Origin of the sequence: Mycobacterium sp. AT1 (assembly GCF_002043095.1) — a bacterium.
Classification (GTDB): domain Bacteria; phylum Actinomycetota; class Actinomycetes; order Mycobacteriales; family Mycobacteriaceae; genus Mycobacterium.
Genome location: NZ_MVOC01000047.1, coordinates 1 through 20,547, shown reverse-complemented (window position 1 = coordinate 20,547; position 20,547 = coordinate 1). Strand labels below are relative to the sequence as shown.

Annotated in this window: 21 protein-coding genes; 11 read left to right on the top strand and 10 right to left on the bottom strand. The window is 67.3% G+C overall.

Features of this window, described 5'->3' with window-relative positions:
• The first annotated feature begins 20 nt into the window (after positions 1-20).
• The 3 genes from B1790_RS21370 to B1790_RS21360 are packed head-to-tail and all read left to right on the top strand — an operon-like array spanning position 21 to position 2,809.
• Positions 21-674 carry a GAP family protein gene (locus B1790_RS21370; protein ID WP_079925263.1) on the top strand — a complete coding sequence of 218 codons (654 nt, stop codon included), beginning with the start codon at positions 21-23 and terminating at the stop codon, positions 672-674.
• Between the two features lie 47 nt (positions 675-721).
• A complete protein-coding gene (locus B1790_RS21365; RefSeq protein WP_079925262.1) occupies positions 722-1,888 on the top strand; it encodes an FAD-binding oxidoreductase in 1,167 nt (388 codons plus the stop codon).
• A gap of 18 nt (positions 1,889-1,906) precedes the next feature.
• Entirely contained in the window at positions 1,907-2,809 is a 903-nt protein-coding gene (locus B1790_RS21360; RefSeq protein WP_079925261.1) for an aldose 1-epimerase, read from the top strand.
• On the opposite strand, the gene B1790_RS21355 is transcribed toward B1790_RS21360, so the two are convergent.
• The 8 genes from B1790_RS21355 to B1790_RS21320 form a co-directional block, all read right to left on the bottom strand.
• Complete coding sequence (locus B1790_RS21355) at positions 2,810-3,196, bottom strand: heat shock protein transcriptional repressor HspR (protein ID WP_079925287.1); 387 nt, start codon at positions 3,194-3,196, stop codon at positions 2,810-2,812.
• Positions 3,196-4,371 (bottom strand): molecular chaperone DnaJ, encoded by a 1,176-nt coding sequence (gene dnaJ, locus B1790_RS21350; RefSeq protein ID WP_079925260.1) that lies wholly within the window; start codon positions 4,369-4,371, stop codon positions 3,196-3,198. The genes B1790_RS21355 and dnaJ overlap by 1 nt, the downstream gene beginning before the upstream one ends.
• A 35-nt stretch (positions 4,372-4,406) precedes the next feature.
• On the bottom strand, positions 4,407-5,033 hold the full coding sequence (gene grpE / locus B1790_RS21345; RefSeq protein ID WP_079925259.1) for a nucleotide exchange factor GrpE: 627 nt from the start codon (positions 5,031-5,033) through the stop codon (positions 4,407-4,409).
• Entirely contained in the window at positions 5,030-6,889 is a 1,860-nt protein-coding gene (dnaK, locus tag B1790_RS21340; RefSeq protein ID WP_079925258.1) for a molecular chaperone DnaK, read from the bottom strand. Before dnaK ends, grpE begins: the two co-directional genes overlap by 4 nt.
• A gap of 235 nt (positions 6,890-7,124) precedes the next feature.
• Positions 7,125-7,601, bottom strand: coding sequence for a MerR family transcriptional regulator (locus B1790_RS21335; protein WP_079925257.1), 477 nt, complete (start codon positions 7,599-7,601; stop codon positions 7,125-7,127).
• Positions 7,602-7,610: 9 nt separating this feature from the next.
• On the bottom strand, positions 7,611-8,483 hold the full coding sequence (locus B1790_RS21330; RefSeq protein ID WP_079925256.1) for an SDR family NAD(P)-dependent oxidoreductase: 873 nt from the start codon (positions 8,481-8,483) through the stop codon (positions 7,611-7,613).
• 10 nt (positions 8,484-8,493) lie between these two features.
• Positions 8,494-9,624, bottom strand: coding sequence for an MFS transporter (locus B1790_RS21325; RefSeq protein WP_142271437.1), 1,131 nt, complete (start codon positions 9,622-9,624; stop codon positions 8,494-8,496).
• 29 nt (positions 9,625-9,653) lie between these two features.
• A complete protein-coding gene (locus tag B1790_RS21320) occupies positions 9,654-10,445 on the bottom strand; it encodes an alpha/beta fold hydrolase (RefSeq protein WP_079925254.1) in 792 nt (263 codons plus the stop codon).
• A 73-nt stretch (positions 10,446-10,518) separates the two neighbouring features.
• Here B1790_RS21320 and B1790_RS21315 point away from each other — a divergent pair, with 73 nt between their 5' ends.
• On the top strand, positions 10,519-10,881 hold the full coding sequence (locus tag B1790_RS21315) for a MerR family transcriptional regulator (RefSeq protein ID WP_079925253.1): 363 nt from the start codon (positions 10,519-10,521) through the stop codon (positions 10,879-10,881).
• 51 nt (positions 10,882-10,932) lie between these two features.
• On the opposite strand, the gene B1790_RS21310 is transcribed toward B1790_RS21315, so the two are convergent.
• Positions 10,933-11,700, bottom strand: coding sequence for a GntR family transcriptional regulator (locus B1790_RS21310; protein ID WP_158083864.1), 768 nt, complete (start codon positions 11,698-11,700; stop codon positions 10,933-10,935).
• A 113-nt stretch (positions 11,701-11,813) separates the two neighbouring features.
• Between B1790_RS21310 and B1790_RS21305 the strand changes: the two genes are divergently transcribed.
• Genes B1790_RS21305 through B1790_RS21275 form a run of 7 tightly spaced genes read left to right on the top strand, consistent with a single transcriptional unit; the run spans position 11,814 to position 19,021 of the window.
• Complete coding sequence (locus B1790_RS21305) at positions 11,814-12,614, top strand: inositol monophosphatase family protein (RefSeq protein ID WP_079925251.1); 801 nt, start codon at positions 11,814-11,816, stop codon at positions 12,612-12,614.
• Positions 12,611-12,889: a hypothetical protein gene (locus B1790_RS21300; protein WP_079925250.1), complete on the top strand. Its 279-nt coding sequence runs from the start codon at positions 12,611-12,613 to the stop codon at positions 12,887-12,889. The genes B1790_RS21305 and B1790_RS21300 overlap by 4 nt, the downstream gene beginning before the upstream one ends.
• 1 nt (position 12,890) lies before the next feature.
• On the top strand, positions 12,891-14,447 hold the full coding sequence (locus B1790_RS21295; RefSeq protein WP_079925249.1) for a sodium:solute symporter: 1,557 nt from the start codon (positions 12,891-12,893) through the stop codon (positions 14,445-14,447).
• On the top strand, positions 14,444-15,703 hold the full coding sequence (locus B1790_RS21290; protein ID WP_142271436.1) for a M20 family metallo-hydrolase: 1,260 nt from the start codon (positions 14,444-14,446) through the stop codon (positions 15,701-15,703). Before B1790_RS21295 ends, B1790_RS21290 begins: the two co-directional genes overlap by 4 nt.
• Positions 15,700-17,109, top strand: coding sequence for an amidase family protein (locus B1790_RS21285; protein WP_142271435.1), 1,410 nt, complete (start codon positions 15,700-15,702; stop codon positions 17,107-17,109). The genes B1790_RS21290 and B1790_RS21285 overlap by 4 nt, the downstream gene beginning before the upstream one ends.
• Complete coding sequence (locus B1790_RS21280; RefSeq protein ID WP_079925248.1) at positions 17,109-18,050, top strand: phosphotransferase; 942 nt, start codon at positions 17,109-17,111, stop codon at positions 18,048-18,050. The genes B1790_RS21285 and B1790_RS21280 overlap by 1 nt, the downstream gene beginning before the upstream one ends.
• On the top strand, positions 18,047-19,021 hold the full coding sequence (locus B1790_RS21275) for a choline/ethanolamine kinase family protein (RefSeq protein ID WP_079925247.1): 975 nt from the start codon (positions 18,047-18,049) through the stop codon (positions 19,019-19,021). The genes B1790_RS21280 and B1790_RS21275 overlap by 4 nt, the downstream gene beginning before the upstream one ends.
• Here B1790_RS21275 and B1790_RS21270 read toward each other — a convergent pair.
• Positions 19,008-20,438: an amidase gene (locus B1790_RS21270; RefSeq protein WP_079925246.1), complete on the bottom strand. Its 1,431-nt coding sequence runs from the start codon at positions 20,436-20,438 to the stop codon at positions 19,008-19,010. The genes B1790_RS21275 and B1790_RS21270 overlap by 14 nt on opposite strands.
• Positions 20,439-20,547 lie beyond the last annotated feature (109 nt).

The window sequence follows — 20,547 nt, the reverse complement described above, 5'->3', positions numbered from 1 at the left end:
AGCTTGCTACCTTTACCGCGATGCTGGCCGAACTGATCCCCTTGGCGCTGGTGGTGGCCCTGTCACCACTGTCGATCATTCCCGCGGTGCTGATCCTGCAGACGGCTCGGCCCAGGCCGACCGGCCTGGCGTTCTTGACCGGCTGGCTCCTCGGCCTCACTGCGCTCACTGCGCTATTCCTGGCTATATCAGGGCTTCTCGGCGGCCTCGGGGGCAAGCCACCGACCTGGTCGTCGTGGCTGAGGGTCGGCATCGGCGCGGCGTTGATCGTGTTCGGGGTGTACCGCTGGCTCACCCGGCACAGCAAGCCGCACCAGATGCCGGGTACGAGGCACATCACCGAGGCGGGCCCTGGCAAGGCGTTCGTCGTCGGTGCCGTCTTGACGGTGGCCAACCCGAAGGTGCTCTTCATGTGCGCAGCCGCGGGACTGTCCATCGGCAGCGCGGGTCTGCGGGTCGGCTCCGGGCTCATCGCCGCCGAGTTGCTGTTCGTAGTACTCGCGGGGTGCAGCGTCGCGGTGCCGATCCTGGCCTATGCCGTCTCGGGGGACCGCCTCGACCCGACCCTGGCCAAGGTGAAGGTGTGGATGGAGAAACACAATGGTGCGCTGGTGGCTGGCATCCTGATCGTCATCGGCCTGCTGGTCCTGTACAAGGGGATTCACGGGCTGTAGCCAGGTTCTGAGCTGGCGCTACTGGGTCGAGCCCTAGGATCGGCCGCGTGGGACTCGACGATCGTGACGCACTGGCGACGCTGCGCGGTGCTTTCGATCCGGAAGCCGGCTCAGGCGAGCTGATCCACCGCTTCTACACCCGCTGGTTCGCAGTCGACGGCGAGGTGCGGGACCTGTTCCCACCGGACCTGAGCAGGCAGCGCACCGTGTTCGCCGAGGCCATGACGTGGCTGTTCGGCGAACTGATCGCCCAGCGCGCCGACGAGCCAGTGGCCTTCCTCGCGCAGCTGGGTCGCGATCACCGCAAATATGGTGTGAGGCAACGACATTACGATTCCATGCAGGACGCGTTGCTCACCACGCTGCGCAGCCACCTGATCGACCGGTGGGACGACCGACTGGCCGACGCCACGCATCAAGCCGTCACGTTGATCGTCGGGATCATGCGAGGCGCGGCCGACGCCGAGCAAGGACCGCCCTTCGTCGACGGCAGCGTCGTCGAACACATCCGCGCAACCCGCGACGTGTCGGTGATCCGGCTGCAACTCGACGAGCCACTGCACTTCCACGCGGGCCAGTACGTGACGGTGCAGGTGCCGCAGTGGCCGCGCCGCTGGCGGTTTCTGAGCCCCTCGATTCCCGCCGACCGCGGCGGCGCGATCGAGTTTCACGTGCGTTCGGTTGCGGGCGGCATGGTGAGCACCGCCATCGTCGGCGAGACGAAGCCCGGTGACCGGTGGCGGCTGTCCAACCCGCTCGGCGCGATGCACGTCGACCGCGACGGTGGTGACGTGCTGATGGTGGCGGGCGGGACCGGCCTGGCTCCGCTGCGGTCGATCATCATGAATCTCGCGCAGTGGGGCCAGAATCCGCGGGTTCACCTGTTCTTCGGCGCCAGGTACCCCTGCGACCTGTACGACCTGAAGACGCTGTGGCAGGTCGCGTCGACCAATCCGTGGTTGTCGGTGACCCCGGTCTCGGAGTACTCCACCAACCCGCCGTGGGCGGGTGACTATCCCGACGTCGAACCTCCGCGCGGGCTGCACGTGCGCCAGGTCGGCACCCTTCCAGAGGTCGTGACCCGCTACGGCAGCTGGGGTGATCGGCAGATCCTCGTCTGCGGCGGACCGGAGATGGTCGCGGCGACCACGGCGGCCCTGATCGCGAAGGGCGCGGATCCACGCCGCATCCAACACGATCCACTTGCCAGTTGAGCGTGACAGAATCGCCGAATGTCCGAGTTCGAAGCCGTCACGCTGACCGATCAGTCGTCGTCGATGACCGCGACCGTCGTCCCCATGGCAGGCATGATCGTCACGTCACTGCGCGACGGGGAGCACGAGTTCCTCGGCCAACGACGCGGCCTCGACGCCTACATCACCGCAGGCAAGACCATGGGCGTGCCAATTCTCTATCCGTGGGCAAACCGGTTGAGCGCCAGCAAGTATGGGATCAACGGCGCCGTCGTGACGCTCACCCCGGGGACCGGCGGCGTGCGCACCGACGAGCACGGCGTGCCCATCCACGGTGTCCTGACGGGTTATCCCGGCTGGCTGATCTCGGATCGGTCGGACGACTCGCTGACGGCGATCCTGGACTACGGCGGTCGACCTCGCCTGCTGGCGTCGTTCCCGTTCCCCCATGTTCTGACCCAACGCGTGACGCTCGCCGATCGCACCCTGACCGTCGAGACGACCGTCATGCCGACGACGGCGGCTTCCGTGCCGCTGTGCTTCGGCTACCACCCGTACGTGCAGCTACCGGGGATCCCTCGCGCCGACTGGATCCTGACCACCCCGACGATGCGGCACCGGCCGACAGACAACTGGGGTCTCCCGACCGGCGCCCACGACGACTGGCAGGCCAGCTCGGAACCCATGGGGTCCACGCTGTACGACGACGGATTCGACCAGGTGCCAGAGGGTTCGGTGTTCGCCATCGCCGGGGGTGAACACCGCGTCGAGGTCGCGTTCCTGAAGGGCTATCCCGCCGCCCAGCTGTTCGCCCCACCCAACGACGACGTCATCGCCATCGAGCCGATGACCGCGCCGACCGACGCGCTGCGCAGCGGCAATTACCGCTTTGCCGTCGCCGGCAAGCCAGAGACGACGAGATTCTCGATCACGGCGACCTGATCAGCGCTTGCTTCGCGGCTGCCACACGACCAACGCCGTGCTCTTCGGCACGACGGCCAGGTCGCGGCGCTGGTTGGCCCGCAGCCGTTCCATCTCCTCGGCCATCTCCCCCATCCGGGAGCGCAGCGCCTCGACCTGATTGGTCAGCTCGATGATGCGCTTGATCCCGGCGAGGTTGACGCCCTCGTCCTGCGACAGCCGCTGCACCTCGCGGAGCAGGTCGACGTCACGCTCGGAGTATCGCCGACCGCCGCCGGAGCTACGCTGCGGACTGACCAGGCCAAGCCGGTCGTAGGTCCGCAGCGTCTGGGCGTGCATGCCCGCGAGCTCCGCGGCGACCGAGATCAGGAAGGTGCGCGCTGCAGAAGAGGGGTCCTTCTTGCTCATCACGCACCGGTCCATCCGGCCCGCGGGTCGAACCCGCTTGCCCGCTCGGCCTTGGCGTAGGCCTCGAGTGCCTCGGCGGCTTCGCCTTCGACGTTGGGGGGAACCGCGACCTTCACCGTGACCAGTAGGTCACCGTGACCACCCGCACGCTTGGGCACGCCGCGGCCGCGGACCCGAAGGATGCGTCCGTCGGACGTTCCCTTGGGCACCCGGACCCCGACCTTGCCCTCCAGCGTCGGCACCGAAAGCGTTGTGCCAAGGGCGAGTTCGTGGAAGCTGACGGGAACCGTGACGGTCAGGTCGTCGCCGGTCCTGCCGAACACCTTGTCGGGCCGGACGTGCACGGTGACGAACAGGTCGCCCGACGGTGCACCGCGCAGCCCAGCCTCGCCTTGACCGGCGAGACGGATCCGTTGGCCATCCTCGACGCCGGGTGGAATCCGGACGTTGATGGTGCGGGTCCGGGTGGTCGCACCCTTGCCGCCGCACTCGTCGCACGGCTCCTCGATGATCGAGCCGGTGCCCCGGCATTCGGTGCACGGCTCGGAGAAGCCGAAGGCGCCCTGATTGCGGTTGATGACGCCGGCGCCGTTGCAGTTCGGGCACACCTTGGGGCTGGTGCCGGGGCGCGCGCCGCTGCCGTGGCAGTTGGTGCACGGCGCCGGGCTGGTGAGCCGCAGCGGCATGGCCACGCCCTTGGTCGCCTCGAGGAACGACAGTTCCGTCTCGGTCTCCAGGTCGTTGCCTCTGCGCGGACGGCTGGGCCGCGGCTGTTGAGCGCCACGACCGAACAGTCCGCCGAAGAGGTCGCCGATGTTGGCGCCACCGGTCTGCGGTGCGGCGTCGAACAGGTCGCCGAGGTTGAATTCGGCACCCTCGCCACCAAAGCCACCAAAGTTGCCGCCGCCACCGCCACCGCCGAATCGACGACCGCCGTTGGCGAAGAGCCTGCGGGTCTCGTCGTAGTCCTTGCGCTTGGCCTTGTCCAGAAGGACGTCCTTGGCCTCGCCGACCGCCTTGTACCGCTCCTCGGCAACCGGATTGTTCGGGTTGCGGTCGGGGTGGTTCTCGGCCATCAGCTTGCGGGCGACACTCTTGATTTCGCTGTCGCTGGCATCGGAGGCGACGCCGAGTTCTTTGTAGAAGTCCTTCTCAACCCATTCGCGCTGGACCACGCTGCGTCACCTCCTTGCCAGTCAGTTCTGTCGAACTATTGATCTGATTGTGAATTCTCGTTGCCATTCGATGCGTTTTGCGCGTCCGACACGTCGTTCGTGTCGGGACCGTCGACGGAATCGACCACCCCGACCATCGCGTGCCGGAGCACCGGGCCGTCGCCGAGGCGGTAGCCCTGGCGCATCACGGTGCCGATCACCGGGTTGGTTCCGTCGCCGTCGTGCTGCACGGCCTCGTGCAGTGACGGGTCGAACGGGTCGCCCTCCACGCCGTATGCCACCAGTCCGATGGCCTGCAATGCGCCAGCGAGCTTGTCGGCCACCGACTTCAGTGGACCGGTCTCCAGGTCACCGTGGCGCCGCGCGCGCTCGAGGTCGTCGAGCACGGGCAGCAACTGGGTGGCCGCGAAGGCCTTGCCCCGTTCGGAGGCGGCTTGTTCCTGCCGGACGGCTCGCTTGCGGTAGTTGTCGTATTCCGCCTTGACGCGTTGCAGCGTCGCCTTGAGCTCGGCGGCCTCGTCGTTCTCGGGCGCCGGGTCCGGCGTCGACCCACTGGGGGCCGACGCCGAATCCGCGTTGTCACGAACTGCACCCGTGTCGGGATCGACGCGCCGTTTGTCGGTGATGGTCACCGGCTCGTGCGGATCGTTCGCCTGGGTCACTTGCGCTCCTGCTCGTCGTCTTCGACGACCTCCGCGTCCACCACGTTGTCGTCGGCCTGCGATGCGGACCCGCCGGCCCCGCCAGCTGCGCCCTGCTCGGCCTGGGTGGCCTCGTAGATCGCCTGGCCGAGAGCCTGGGACTCGACGCCCAGCTTCTCCATCGCGGACTTGATCGCCGTGATGTCGGTGCCCTCGAGCGCCGACTTCGCTTCGCCGATCGCGGACTCCACCTTGGCGAGCGTCTCCTCGGGAACCTTGGAGCCACCCTCGGCTTCGCGCTGTTCCTTGATGAACTTCTCGGTCTGGTAGACCAACGCCTCGGCGTCGTTGCGAGCGGTCGCCTCTTCGCGACGCTTGCGGTCTTCCTCGGCATGCGCCTCGGCGTCCTTGATCATCCGATCGATGTCGTCCTGGGAGAGGCCGGAGCCCTCCTGGATCTTGATCGTGTTCTCCTTGCCGGTGCCCTTGTCCTTGGCGGTGACGTGGACGATGCCGTTGACGTCGATGTCGAAGGTGACCTCGATCTGCGGCGTGCCGCGCGGGGCGGGCGGGATGCCGGTCAGCTCGAAGGAGCCGAGCAGCTTGTTCGCCGAAGCGATTTCGCGCTCACCCTGGAAGACCTGGATCTGCACCGACGGCTGATTGTCGTCGGCGGTGGTGAAGGTCTCCGACCGCTTGGTGGGGATGGTGGTGTTGCGCTCGATGAGCTTGGTCATCACGCCACCCTTGGTCTCGATGCCGAGGCTCAGGGGGGTCACGTCGAGCAGCAGGACGTCCTTGACCTCACCGGCCAGCACACCTGCCTGCAGCGCGGCACCGACGGCCACGACCTCATCGGGGTTGACGCCCTTGTTGGGCTCCTTGCCGCTGAGCTCCTTGACCAGCTCGGTCACGGCGGGCATGCGGGTGGAACCGCCGACCATCACGACGTGGTCGATGTCGGAGACCGAGACGCCGGCGTCCTTGATGACGGACTGGAACGGCTTGCGGGTGCGGTCCAGCAGATCCTGAGTGATCTTCTGGAACTCCGCGCGGCTGAGCTGCTCGTCGAGGAACAGCGGGTTCTTGTCCGCGTCCACGGTGATGTAGGGCAGGTTGATGGAGGTCGACTGGCCGGAGCTCAGTTCGATCTTCGCCTTCTCGGCCGCCTCGCGGAGCCGCTGCATGGCCATCTTGTCCTTGGTCAGGTCGATGCCTGCCGAGGCCTTGAACTTGTCGACGAGCCACGTGACGATCCTGTCGTCCCAGTCGTCGCCACCGAGGTGGTTGTCACCGGAGGTCGCGCGGACCTCGACGACACCGTCGCCGATGTCGAGCAGCGAGACGTCGAACGTGCCGCCACCGAGGTCGAACACCAGGATGGTCTGGTCCTTGTCGGCCTTGTCCAGGCCGTAGGCCAACGCCGCCGCGGTGGGCTCGTTGACGATGCGCTGCACTTCGAGGCCGGCGATCTGGCCGGCTTCCTTGGTGGCCTGGCGCTGAGCGTCGTTGAAGTACGCCGGCACGGTGATGACCGCGTCGGTGATGTCCTCACCGAGGTAGGCCTCGGCGTCGCGCTTCAGCTTCATCAGGATGCGCGCGCTGATTTCCTGCGGCGTGTAGTCCTTGCCGTCGATTCCGACGGACCAGTCGGTGCCGATGTGGCGCTTGACCGAACGGATCGTCCGGTCGACGTTGGTGACTGCCTGGTTCTTGGCGGGCTGACCGACCAGCACCTCGCCGTTGCGCGCGAACGCGACGACCGACGGGGTGGTACGTGAGCCCTCCGAGTTTGCGACGACGACGGGTTCTCCGCCTTCGAGCACTGAGACGACGGAGTTGGTGGTCCCGAGGTCGATACCGACCGCACGAGCCATAGTTACTGCCTCCTGATAGAGAAAAACGTTTACGGGTCTGAGTGGACCACGCTCAAGCCTGCCCTCCCGGACGTGTCCGTGTCAAGCGAGAGTTGAGCCTGATCCACTCAAGTTGTCGAATGGGTCAACGGAGCGGGTGCGCGATTCATTCCCGGGGCTACCGGACTCGTCGAGACTGCGCCCACGGTCGTGATCACCGCCGAATCACGACCGTGGACGCAGTCTCGACGCTTGGTCAGGACAGCGGGTCCCCGGCGCGTCCTCCGTACGTCGCGATCTTGTACTCGGTGGCGGCCAGGGACAGCGTCAGCTCACGAATCTGACGCTGGATGGTGTCGCGATGTTCGACGAGCATGTCCAGCCGCTCAGGCACCGTGTCGGCCCCGGCGTCGACCAGCTCGACATAGTGCTGAAGATCGCGAATGGCCATGCCGGACAGGCGCATCCGCGTCAGGAAGACGAGTCGACGGATCGCCTCCGGCGAGTACCGGCGGTGCCCGTCGGCGTCGCGGTCGACGACCAGCAGCCCGATGCGCTCGTAATACCGCAAGGTGTGCGCCGTGACGTCAAGAAGCTCGGCCACCTGGGCGATCGACTTCGGTTCGTCGACGCCACCGCCGTCGGCCATCCGGTGCAGCAGCTCCACCGAGATCGGGCTGCCCGCCTCACCCAAGGCCGCCAGCGCCTTCGTCATCAGGTCGTCGACGCTCATCGCCGAAGCCTAAACCGGCCGGACCGACGGCGGCGCGTCCGCGAAGTCGGTGCCGATCGCGACGTCGGCCCACTTCTCCAGTGCCTCCAGATTGGTGCGGTAGCCGTTGCCGATGCGCCTGACGGCCTCGGCACCCAGCGGCAGCCGCAGCGGGACGTCGTCGGCGTGCGCCAGGTCGACGATCACCTCCGCCGCCTTGACTGGATCGCCCTCCTGGACCCCGTCGACCCGAGCCAGATCGGCCCGCATGGCACTGAGCGCCTCGCGATAGACGGGGCTCGACTCGGCGAAGGCGATCACGTCGGGCTGGTTGAATCCGGTGCGAAACCTGCTGGGCTCCACCACCATTACGCGAACTCCGAACGGAGCCACCTCGCCGGCGAGCGCCTCCGACCAACCCTCCAAGGCGAACTTTCCCGCCGAGTAGGAGCCCGCACCGGGAAACGAGACTCGGCCGCCCTGGCTGCTCATCTGGATGATCGTTCCGCTGCGCTGGTCACGCATCGTCGGCAGCACGGCCCGGACCAGGGCGGCGGGGACGAACAGATGCAGGTCCATCGCCTCGCGGAGGTCGGCGTCCGACACTTCCTCCGCGGCACCGATGATGCCGCGCCCCGCGTTGTTGACCAGGACGTCGACGCGACCGAATCGCCGAAGCGCCTCGTCGACCACGCCGTCGACCTGTGCGGTCCTTCCTGCGTCGAAAGGGGTCGACGCGAATCGGTCCGGATACCGCTCCGCCAGGTCCGCGACCGCACGCGGCTCCCGCACCGCGGCGAGCACGGTGTCCCCGATCTCGAGTGCGTATTCGGCGATGGCCCTGCCGAATCCGCGGGAGGCGCCGGTGATGATCCAAGTGAGGTGGTTCGTGGTGACTGACATGAGCGCGACGCTAGGGGTTCGAGCGCGCTCGAACGCAAACCGCAAGCGACTGGGCGACGAGCACCGCCGCGACGGGTGCGAGCCCGGCCAGTGCGCACACCGGTAGCCAACGCAGGCCTGCACCGTCGAGCACGATGCCGCCCAGCAGCGAACCCGCGCTGATGCCGATCTGGAACGCGAGGACGTACAGCGCCGAGGCCATCACCTGGTCGCCCGGCCCACTGCGCAGCGCCGCGGTCTGCATCGTCGGGGCCACGCATGCCAGCGCTGCGCCCCACAGGATCACGCCGATGACGAACACCGGCATGGGCGGCTCCAGTGCCACCACACCGAATGCCGTCACCAGTCCCGCTACCGTCAGCGTCAACGCGAAATCGGGACTGCGGTCGATGATCCTGCCGATCAGCGCAACTGCCAGCAAGCCGGCCACGCCGAACGCGATCTGCAGGCCGCCAAGGGACCATGCGTGAAAACCGTACGGCTGCGCCATGACCGAGAAGAACGTGTACGGGACGTAACTGGCAGTCACCACTGCAACCGTTAGGACGCATACCCTTACGACGCACGTGATCCATGATGATTCCCGGGGCGTCGGCTCCGATGCCTCCTCGCCCGGCGGCGAAGCGGGCAGGATCACCCTCAGCAGCACGCCGAGCACCATTGCCACCGCGGCCAATACACCCGCCGCGGGGCGCCAGCCGATCCAGGCGGCGAGACCGGTCATGAGGGGCGCTCCGCCCACCAGCGCGGCCGAGCCGCCGAGAAAGACCTGTGCGGTGGCGCGCCCCTGCCGGTCCTCGGACACCAGCGACACGGCGACGATCGGTACGGTCGACCACAGCAGTCCGTGAGGCACTGCGGCAATCGCCCTGGCCGCCAATGCGGTCGGTAGGTTCGACGCGAACGCCAGCACCGCCTGCGACACCGCAAGCACCACGAGCGAGCCAACGAGCACGACGCGGCGGTCGAGGTGCCGCGTCAACGCCACCGTCGGCAGGATCGCCACCCCCGCGACCAGTGCGTAGACGGTGAGCATCCGACCGGCACCGGACTCAGTGGTGTGCAGATCCGACGACACGTCGGTGAGCACGCCGATCGGGAACATCTCGGCCGTGAGATAGACGAACAGCGCCCCCGCCAATGCTGCGGTCCGTAACGGGCCGGGCGCCTTCACAGGTCGTGTGCGCGCAGGAACTCACCGATGTCGTCGATCCACACCGAAGCCTCCTCGGGCGTGAAGATGTGCCCGGCATCGGAGTACTCGATCGACGTCGCGCCAGGTATCGCCGAGGCCAGCAGACGTGTCGACTCCGGCAGCACGATGCGGTCCTGTCCGCTGACGAATACGACTGCCGGCACGGCAATTTCGCCGCACGCGTCGACGGTGTCGACCGATGCCGCCAACCGCGCCTGGTCCGCACCGCCGGCGGGATAGTTGTCGTGCGTCATCGCCACGGCTGCGTCGGCGGCTACCCGGTCGAGCCCCCCGAGCACCGCCGGGGAGGACAGGCTTACCAGGTAGCCGGCCAATGCCTGGCGATCACCGCTCGCCGCCAGTGCGGTCCACGTGTCGACGACCAGTCGCAGCTGCTGGTCGACGCGGGCGAACCCGACGGTTAGCAACAGTCCCGTCACCCGGTCCGGGTGACGGGCGGCGGCCGTGACGGCAACGGCCGTCCCCAGTGACAAGCCGAGGATCGGAAACGTCTCGAAACCTGCGTCGACCGCCGCCTTCACCAGCGAATCGGCGAGGATCGGAAGCTCGAGCGCTCCCGAGTCTTGCGGCGTCGCACCCGATCCGGGGTAGTTCATGCCGACGAACGTGCGGGTCGCGGACATGGCGTCGACTACCTGGCCAAAGTTCGCGTTGACGCTGCCCCCGGCGCCGTGGGCGAGGACGAGCGGAGGGCCACCTCCGATTCGGATGACGTCTGGATCTGCGACGAGGCGTGGTGCTGTCATAGTCTGGACGCTAAACCTTCACGTCAGCGTCAAGGTCAAGCCCCTTGAGGCGACGATCACACAGGCAGGGACAATGCGAATCGGCGAACTCGCACGACGATGTGACGTGTCCACCAGAGCGCTGCGGTACTACGAGGAGCAGCAGCTGCTCCGGTCGAACCGTCACTCGAACGGATACCGCGACTATCCCGAGTCAGCCGTGAAATCCGTGCGGCAGATTCGGGCGCTGATCGATGCGGGCTTCAGCGCTGACACCATTCGAAAACTGTTGCCGTGCCTCAACGGTGACGACGTGGACATGTGCCCGCGGGTGGCCGCCGTGATCCGCGAGACGTTACGCGGCATAGACGGCCAGCTGCGCGACCTAGACGACAAACGCAGCAAGATCACCGCGCTGCTGTCGGGCCAAGGCCTACCGTCGACTCTCCCTCGTTGAGACTTGCTCACCCGCCTGACAGCTGGCTGGTCTTGGTTCCAGACGCCGGGGTCACAACCGCCGTGGGGTGACCGGCGACTGCGACCGCACGTGGAGGCGGGTGCGGTCGGCCCGGAACAGGTCGACGGAGTATTCGACGGCCCGACCCCGTTGGTCGTAGCCGGTGCGCTCCAGCTTGAGCACGGGCGTTCCCGCCGGCTGGTCGAGCAGTGCGCCCTCTGACGGCGAGAGGGTGGCGATCTCGATGGCTTCGTCGGCGACGCAGATTTGCACGCCGAACCGAACCCGCAACGTGCGGTACACCGACTTCATCTCGGTGGCGAGCAGACCGGCGAGCTCGGGGCGCAGGTACATCCGCTCCAGCGACAGCGTCTCCCCGTCGGCGTGGCGCAGTCGCTTCAAGGCCACCACCTGGCCGTCCTCCGCGAGGCCGAGAGCACTGGCGATCCCCGCCGTCGCCGGGACCAACCCGGCCGAGATGACGGTGGTCCCGTCGCGAAACCCCTGTTCGTGCAGAATCTCTGGGATGCCCTTCACCGTGTTGAGGCTGCGAAGGATGCTGTGGCCGTGGCAGAGTGGTCGCGCCATGTCCGGAGGTGTCTGCCTCGCCGCGGTGAGGTAGGAGCCCCCGGCTCGGCCCCGCACCCGACGGATAACCTGGTCTTCCTCGAGCCGCTCCAGTGCCTTGCGCACCGTGGTGCGCGACGTCTCGAGTCGATCCGCCAACACGCGTTCGGTCGGCAATCTGGACTCGCCACGGTCGGCGAGCTCGCCAGCCAGCCGCACCAAGGCTTCGTACACGTGCTCGAGAAGGAGCATGGCGGAACGATACCCACCACCGGCCGACCAGGCATCCGCCATTCGAGAGTGTTACATGTGCGTAACATGCGACCCTAGAAACCAGAAATGGTCTAGTCGCACACTCGAGAACCATGAGCGACAACCGGGCAGACCGCATCGGCCTCGCTCTTGAGCTGGCCGAACGCGCCGGAACCCTGTCGAAGCAATACTTCGAGGGCGGCGCGATGTCGGTGCAAACCAAGCACGACGGCACCCCGGTCACCGCGGCCGACCGGGAGATCGAGCAGACCATGCGCGACGCCGTGGCGGCGAACTTCCCTGGTGACGGTTTCGTCGGCGAGGAGTTCCCCGACACCGAAGGCGATTCCGGCTACCGATGGATCGTCGACCCCATCGACGGCACCAAGTCCTTCGTCCGCGGGGTCCCGTTGTACGCCAACCTCATCGCGCTACAAGAAGGCGACGAGATCGTCTTCGGCATCATCAACATGCCGAGCGCAGGCATCGTCGTCCGCGCCGAACGCGGCAAGGGGTGTCTGCGCAACGACGTCCCCGTCCGGGTGTCCGACCGCGCCTACCTCGACGGTGCCTACGTCATGGCGACCTGGCTGGAGGACTGGGAGCCGGACGTCGTCGAGGACCTTCGGACGCAGGGAGTGACCGTGCGCACCTGGGGCGACGCGTTCGGATACGCCATGGTCGCCTGCGGATTCGCCGACGCCGTGGTCGACTACACCACACAGCCCTACGATCTCGCGCCGATGCCAGTGATCATCGAGGAGGCCGGTGGGCGGTTCACCAACCTCGACGGGAGACGAGTGTTCGACGGCGGCAACGGAATTGCCAGCAACGGGCTCATTCACGAGACCCTGCGCGCATACGTAGCCGCCCCACTGCTTGGCAATCGGAAAGAGCTAGGAGTTCAGTCATGAAGGCCTTCATCCAGGGACTTAGTCGACGGTCCATCGTCACCTTCTTTGGGGCGCTGTACGCCGTCGCACTGCTCTTCGCCCTATTTCCACCCCTCTATTTGTGGGGAAGCGGCAGCAGATTCGACGTCCTCGGAATCCCCTTCGCGATCATGTACTGGGTGATCGACGCCCTGGTGCTCGGGCTGACCCTGACGGCCTTCTACATCGTTGAAGACATCCGCGGCGAACTCGACGACGATTCGCTGGAACCCCTCGCAGAAGGCCTCGGAGGCTGACATGTGGATCATGCTCGCCATGCTGGCGGTGTTCTACGCCATCGTCATCGCCATTCTCTATGTGACACAACAGAAGACGACACCCACGTTCGACGAGTACGCGGTCGGCGGCCGCAGCTACGGGCCGTGGTACGTCGCGATGAGCTACGTCAACTCGTGGTGGCCCGGCTCCACCTTCATCGCCTTCTTCGGGTTGGCCACCGGTGCCGGTGTCTTCGGCCTATATGGCCTGGCGTATTCGAGCCTCGGCGTGGCGATGATGTACTTCATGGCCACCAGGGCCTGGCGCTGGGGCAAGAAGTACGACCTGCGCAGCCAGCCCGATCTGTTGGGCAAACGGTTCGACTCCCCCGCGGTGCGCATCGTCGCGAGCGTCATCGGGATCGTCTCGCTGTTCCCCTGGGTGGTCCTCGGAATGCAAGCTCTCGGAACCGTTTTCGAGCTTGCCAGTGACGGCGCATGGTCGGTGACAACGTGCCTGATCGTCGGCCTCGCGGTGATCCTCGTCCGGCAATACTGGACCGTCCGCATGGGCATGCGCGGCCTGATCATGACCGACGCCTTCCAGGGCACGGTCGCCTACGTCTTCTCGGCCATCCTGTGCGTGGTGCTGCTGTCCGGGATTGCGGGCGGCCCGATCAGCGTCGCCCACCTGAACGACGTGGCGGACAAGTACCTCGTCCTGCCCGGCGACGGTGACGCATACGGACCGCTGTACATCTTCGCGCTCATCTTCACCGGTGTGGTCGGATCCCTCTGTTGGCCAACCAGTTTCCAACGAATCTATACCGCCTCCAGCGTGCGGTCGGTGAAGTCCGGCACCTTGTGCACGGTCTTGATCTCCGGTGTCTTCTACACCCTGCTGATGCTGGTCGGCATCGCCGCAACGGTCATGCCCGACGTCGCCGACAGCCCACAGGCGGGCTGGTTCACCATCATGAGCGACTACGGCGGCACCTGGCTGCTCGGACTCGGCATCACCATCGTCTTCGCCGCCTCCATGGGCCACATCGACGGCAGCGTGCAGGTATGCGGTCTGCAGATCGCCAACGATCTGGTCAACACCACGAAGCGCCCGTTGACGGACAAGCGGCTCACCCAGGTCGCGAAGACCTCGATGCTGGTCTTCATGATCGCCGCCGGTGTCGTCGCCTACGCCACGTTCAACATGACGCGGCTGCAGCTGCTCGCCCAGATCTCCTACCAGGGCGTGATTCAGCTGTCGGTGCCGTTGTTCCTCGGCATCTTCTGGCGGGGCGGCAACAAGCAGGGCGCCGTGGCGGGCATGATCTCGGGGTTCCTGGTCGCGATGGTGCTGACCACGATCTACCCCGATGACATTCGCTGGCTCGGCAGCCTGACCGGCGGTATCGTCGGCTTGGTGGTGAACCTCGCCGTCTTCCTCGCGGCCGCTGTGCTGGTCAAGACCGACGACGCCGACAAGACACGGGTGAACGAGATGTTCGAAGCCGCGAAGACAAAGATGCGAATCCCGGCGCCGACGCCGCCGGTGTCCCTCGACGAACAGGTGCAAGAGTTGGCCGACGAACAACGATGACCCGCGAACTGACCGACGCAGCGTTCCTCGCCGACTTCGCCGAACTGTCGGCGATCGGCGCCACCGCGGTCGGCGGGGTGGACCGGGAGGCTGCCACCGCGGCCGACGGTCGCGCGCGGGAGTGGTTGCGCGCCTGGTTCGTCCAGCACGGCTTGCAGTGCCGGGTCGACGCGGTCGGAAACATGTACGGCTGCGTCGAGGTCGCGGCGGACGCCCCGTACGTCCTGCTCGGCTCGCACCTGGACAGCCAGCCGACCTCTGGCCGCTTCGACGGCGCCTACGGGGTCCTGGCTGGCGCGTATGCCGCAGCGACGGTCGCGGCGGAAGTCGACGGCCGGCCCGGGGCGGCGCGACACAACGTGGCTGCGGTGAACTGGTTCAACGAAGAGGGCTCCCGCTTCTCGCCCAGCTTGATGGGCAGCGCGGTCTACGTCGGCAAGACGACCGCCGACGCGGTCCTCGACACCGTCGGAAAGGACGGCGTCTCGGTACGGGATGCTTTGAGTCACATCGGCTTTCAGGGCGACGACACGGCCCCGGCGGCGAACTCGTATGCAGAAATCCACATCGAGCAGGGCCGCACCCTCGAAGACGAGGGCCTCGACATCGGGGTGGTGACCAGCAACTGGGCCGCCTACAAGTACGTCGTCACCGTGCACGGCGAGCAGTCCCACACCGGTGCCACGCACATGCGGTACCGCCGCGATGCGCTGGTCGGCGCCAGCCAGGTGGTGTTGGCCGTCCGGGCCGTCGCCGACGAGTTCGGCGCCGACACGGTGCTCGGCTCGGTCGGACGGTTCACCGTGGAGCCCAACTCCCCGGTGGTGGTGCCCGCCCGAGTGCGGCTCGCGGCAGACCTGCGGGCCCTCGACGGTGACACGGTCGAAGCCGCGCACCTGTCCTTCCTGAACAAGATCGCCGACATCACCGAGGCCGGCGAGGTCACCGTCGAGGTCGAATCTGCGGCGCTGCGTCCCTCGACCCGCTACCAAGACTCCGGGATCGCGTTGGCCGGTACCGTCGCCGACGACCTCGGATTGCGTTGGCGGGCAATGCCTACCATGGCGGGGCACGACTCGGTCAACCTCAAGGAGCTGGTCCCCACGGTCATGCTGTTCATCCCGAGCATCGACGGCGTCTCCCACAACGAACGCGAGTTCAGCACCGACGCCCAGATGCTCGCCGGGCTGCACACCCTGACCGAGACCGCTCGGCGCATGGTGACCGGGGCTCTCGAGACGGCGCACGTCTCGTGAGCGACGACGCCGTTCTGGACTCCCCCGCGGACGCGGTGCGCGAGGCGTACCGCAGTGGCGCCATGACCCCGGTCGACGTCCTGACCCTCACCCTCGCTCGGATCGACGCCCGCAATCCAGCCGTCAACGCCATGGCCTACGTGGACGCCGACGGCGCCGCGGCGGCAGCGGAGGCGGCCACCCGCCGGTGGGCCGCGGGCGCGCCACTGGGTCCGCTGGACGGGCTACCGGTGACCATCAAGGACAGCGTGCATGCGGTCGGAACACCGTGGCGACACGGGTGCGCCGCCAACGCGGACGTGCCCGACTCGACGTTCGACTCCCCACCCGCCGCCCGACTGAAGGAGGCCGGGGCCGTCATCGTCGGCAAGACCACGATGCCCGACTTCGGGATGATGGCCGCCGGTGTCAGCTCGCTCTACGGCATCACCCGCAATCCGTGGGATACCTCCCGAAACAGCGGCGGCTCCAGCGCCGGTGCGGGTGCCGCACTCGCGTCGGGCATCGGCTTCTCGGCGGTGGGCACCGACATCGCAGGCTCGGTGCGACTGCCTGCCGGGCATTGCGGTCTGGTCGCGCTCAAGCCCACCCAGGGCCGCGTTCCGCACACCGCCCCGTCCACCATGCGCTCGGCCGGGCCGATGGGTCGCACGGTCGACGACGTGATGGACATGTACGACGTGCTGTCCGGCCCCGACGTCCGCGACCTGTGGAGTCTGGCACCGCCGTCGGGCTCGACGCCCCGAGATCCCCTTGCGCCGAGCGGTCTTCGCATCGGCGTGCTACCCGAACTGGGGCCGAACTTCGGCGCCGACGACGCGGTGCTGGCGGTGCTGACCGACGCCGCGGCCGCGCTCCGGGACGGCGGCGCGGACGTCTCGACGATGGCACCGCTCTTTCGCGACGACCCCTACCCCGCGCTGGACCGGTTGTTTCAGGTGCGTGCGGCGGCTGAACTGGAGTCCATCCGCGAGGACCTGCGCGAGCTGGTACACCCCGCCATCCGGGGCTGGTGCGCCCCTGGCGCGGACCGCTCCGCGACCGACTTCACCCGCGACGGCGAGGCGGTGGCGCGCTCGGCGGAGCTGGTGCGCGCAGCGTCCGCCGAATTCGACTACGTCATCTCACCGGTCATCCCGACGGTCGGGTTCGCCGCCGAGGAGGTCGGCCTCGACCGGTCGCACCCGTTGGCGCACTGTGGTTTCACCGCCTGGGCCAACCAGACGGCGCAGCCGGCCGCGGCCCTGTGTTTCGGCTTCGCTGGCGGCATGCCGATCGGCATCCAGGTGATCGGGCCCCGGTTCGCCGACTCCGAGGTACTGCGTCTGACCAAGTGGCTGGAAAGCAAGCGCCCCGACACGATCACCTGGCCCGACCCGGCCGCCGTCCGCACGGGAGGAAACTGATGCCCACGACCGACATCGCCGACTCGCTGCACTCCCTGGGACTGTTCGTCGACGCCGACATCACCGCCGACGCCGCCCCGACGATGGCAAGCCCGAGTTGGTGGGGCGCGGACTCGGAGTGCTTCGACGTTCGGACCGGTGGCGAATCCACTTCACCGGCATCGGCTTTCGTAAAGTCGATGATCGGCCACGCCAGCGCCTACGTCGACGTGTTGCAGGCGTTCGCGGCCGCAACCGAGGCCGGGGGGAACGGCGTCGGCCCAGCGGTACACGCGTCGGATCCCGCCGCCGGCCTCTTGGTGATGGAGAACTTGGTCGACACCGCGTCGACGGCAACGTTGAACGTGTTCGACGACGACGCCAAGCTCGAACAACTGATAGCCCTGCGCAAACGGGTCCACGAATTCGGGTCGATCACCCGCTCCGCCACGGTCTTCGACGACGTCCGCACGCTCACCGACCTCGCCACGGCCAACTCCGTGACCCTGCCTGCGGACTTCGAGTGGATGGTTCGGATGCTGGCGATGGCCGAAGAACGGATCGTGGCAACCGGTTTCGACACGGCACCCTGCCACGGCGACGGCAACGTCTCCAACGTCTTACTGCCCGCCGACGGGCGGATGCTGCTGCTTGACTGGGACGTGGCGGCGGTGATGGATCCGCTGCAGGACATCGGCATCCTGCTGGCCGAGGTGCGGCCGTTCGACTCGACCGCACGGCAGGCCTTCGAAACGGCGTGGGGCAGCTTCGACCAGGCCCTGTTCGACCGGGCGCGCGTCTACGGCATCGTCGACTGTGTCCGCTGGGGTCTGATCGGCGCCTACGCGGACGCGGCGCGGCCGGGCACCCTCGAGTACTCGAAGTTGTCCGACTGGCAGTTCCTCAGAGCCCGAGCCGGGTTGGGCGACATCCACTTCCACGATCGGCTGAGGAACCTGTGAGCAGCATCGACTCCGTCCGCGACACCACCGGCAACCGGGCGGTCGGCACCGCGCGCACCGACACCGAACGCAGTGTCGAGACGGCCCTTGCGGCGATCCAACCGTGGCACGGCAAGCGGCTCGAGTACGCCCCGGTGCTTGGCGGCCTGCAGAACAGCAACTGGCGGATCACCGTCGAGGGCACCGACACCCGCTATTTCCTGAAGATTCCCGGCGCCGGTAGCGAGACGTTCATCGACCGTGCCCTGGCCAACGAGGCCGCCCGCCGCGCGGGCGTCAAGGGCATCGGCCCCGAACTGGTCCACTTCGATCCGGCCACCGGCGTCGAGGTCATCGAGTTCCTTGAGGGCTACCGCGCCTGCACCAACGGGGACTTCAAGAACGTCGACGTCCCCCGCCAGATCATCGACATCTACCGGGAACTGCACGACGGCGAACTGCTGACCGTCACCAAGACGATGTTCGACATGATCGACGAGCACCTCGCCCAGGCCAACGAGCTCGACGTCAAGCTCCCCCAGGACATTGAATTGATCCTCGGCGAGTACCAGGTAGCCAAGCAGGCGCTGCTGGCATCCGGGCTGGATCTGGCTGCGTGCCACAACGATCCGATGCCGGGCAACTTCCTGGTCGCCGACGGCGAGCCGATGAAGTTGGTGGACTACGAGTTCGCGTCCAACAATGAACGCGCCTACGAGTTGGCGTTGTTGACCACCGAGATGTTCTACACCGAGGAACTGATCAACGAACTCGTCGAGGACTTCTACGGCCGCGCCGACTTTGGTCTGCTGGCGCGCGTGCAGGTGTGCGGCGCGTTGGCCGACACGAAGTGGGGGCTGTGGGCGTGCGTCAACCAGCAGCTGAGTTCAGCGTGGGACTTCGACTATCACAAGTACGGGTGTTGGAAGCTGATGCGAGCCCGGCTCAAGATGTCCGATCCGCGCTGGCCGTTCTGGCTCAAAGCGCTGTAGTCACATCGGGTTTGGCGTCGGCCCAAGGCCGGGCCGCCTCGTAGTTCGCCGCCGCGCGCAGGACAGCGGCGTCGGCACGGTGCGCACCGGCGATCTGCAACCCGACGGGCCGACCGTCCGCGGTGAAGCCGGCGGGCACCGTGATGGCGGGCGTCGTGGTCATGTTGAACGGGTAGGTCAGCAACCAGCCGAGCAGTTGGCGTTGCAACGACTGACCGTCGAGCCACTCTGGGGCGAACCGGTCCAGTGGAAAGGTGGGGCTGGCCAGTGTCGGGCTGACCAGGATGTCGTAGGTCCGCATGAATTCGCTGAAGGTGTCCCACATCCTGCCGCGGAAGGCTTCCGCACGGCCGATCTCGACTGCGGTCAACGTTTCGGCCTGCGCGAAGATCTCGATCAGATTGTCGTCGACCTCGCCGCGCTGGTTCCTCCAGTCGAGCACGTCGTACTCACACGAGTAACCGGGCACCCACAGGCCCTTCCACATGGCCTCCTCGGGATCACCCCAGTCCGGCGTGGCCTCCTCCACGGTGGCACCGAGAGATTCGAACGCGCGCACCGCTTCTGCGCACACCGCGACCACTTCGGGGTCGACGTGACCTAGACCGAGATTGGGCGACCAGGCCACCCGCAAGCCGGTGACGTCACCCTCGACCGCCCTGGCGTAGTCGACTCCGTCGGACGGCACGCTGTTCGGGTCGGAGTCCGACGGTCCCGCCATCACCGAGAACATCAGCGCGGCGTCGGCGACGGTCCGCGTGATCGGTCCGTGGAAGACGTGGGTGTAGTGCCGCCCGTCGAGAAGCGTGTGCGGGATGCGGCCGAGCGACGGCTTGAAGCCCACCACGCCGCACATCGCGGAGGGAATGCGCACCGAACCCGCGCCGTCGGCACCCTCCGCGAGCGGACCCAACCCGGCCGCCACCGCGGCCGCCGCACCGCCACTCGAGCCACCGGCGGTGTGGCCGTGACGCCATGGGTTGTGCGTGGGTCCGTAGACGTGGTTGTCGGTGCCGCCGTAGTAGCCGAACTCGGGCGCGTTGGTCTTGCCGAGAAACAGGCCGCCTGCTGCCTTCAATCGGGTGACCACCGTGGCGTCGTGCGTTCCGACGGTGCCGGCCAACGGTTTCAGCGACGAGTCGAACGGCAGACCGGCCATCGTGGTCAAGCCCTTGATCGAGAACGGCACCCCGTGCAGCGGTCCTCGGGTGTTGCCGTCGGCCACGTCCTGCTGCAGGCTCGCGGCGTCGGCCAAGACCTGCTCACGGTCGAAGTGAATGTATGCGTTGAGCCGTGGGTTCACCGCTTCGATTCGGTCGGCGAACTCTTCTGCGATCTCCGTCGGACTGACCGAACCCGTCCTGACGGCGTCGGCGAGGGCGGTGGCGGGCGTCCAGCACAGTTCGTTGTCGGCCATGACGACAGCCTAGGTCGCGAGCCGCGCGCTCGCAGGGTGTCCCCCGATCGGTGGACGTGGCGTTCATCCGACTCATCCACCAGTCGCCTGACAGACGCCACCGCCGCGC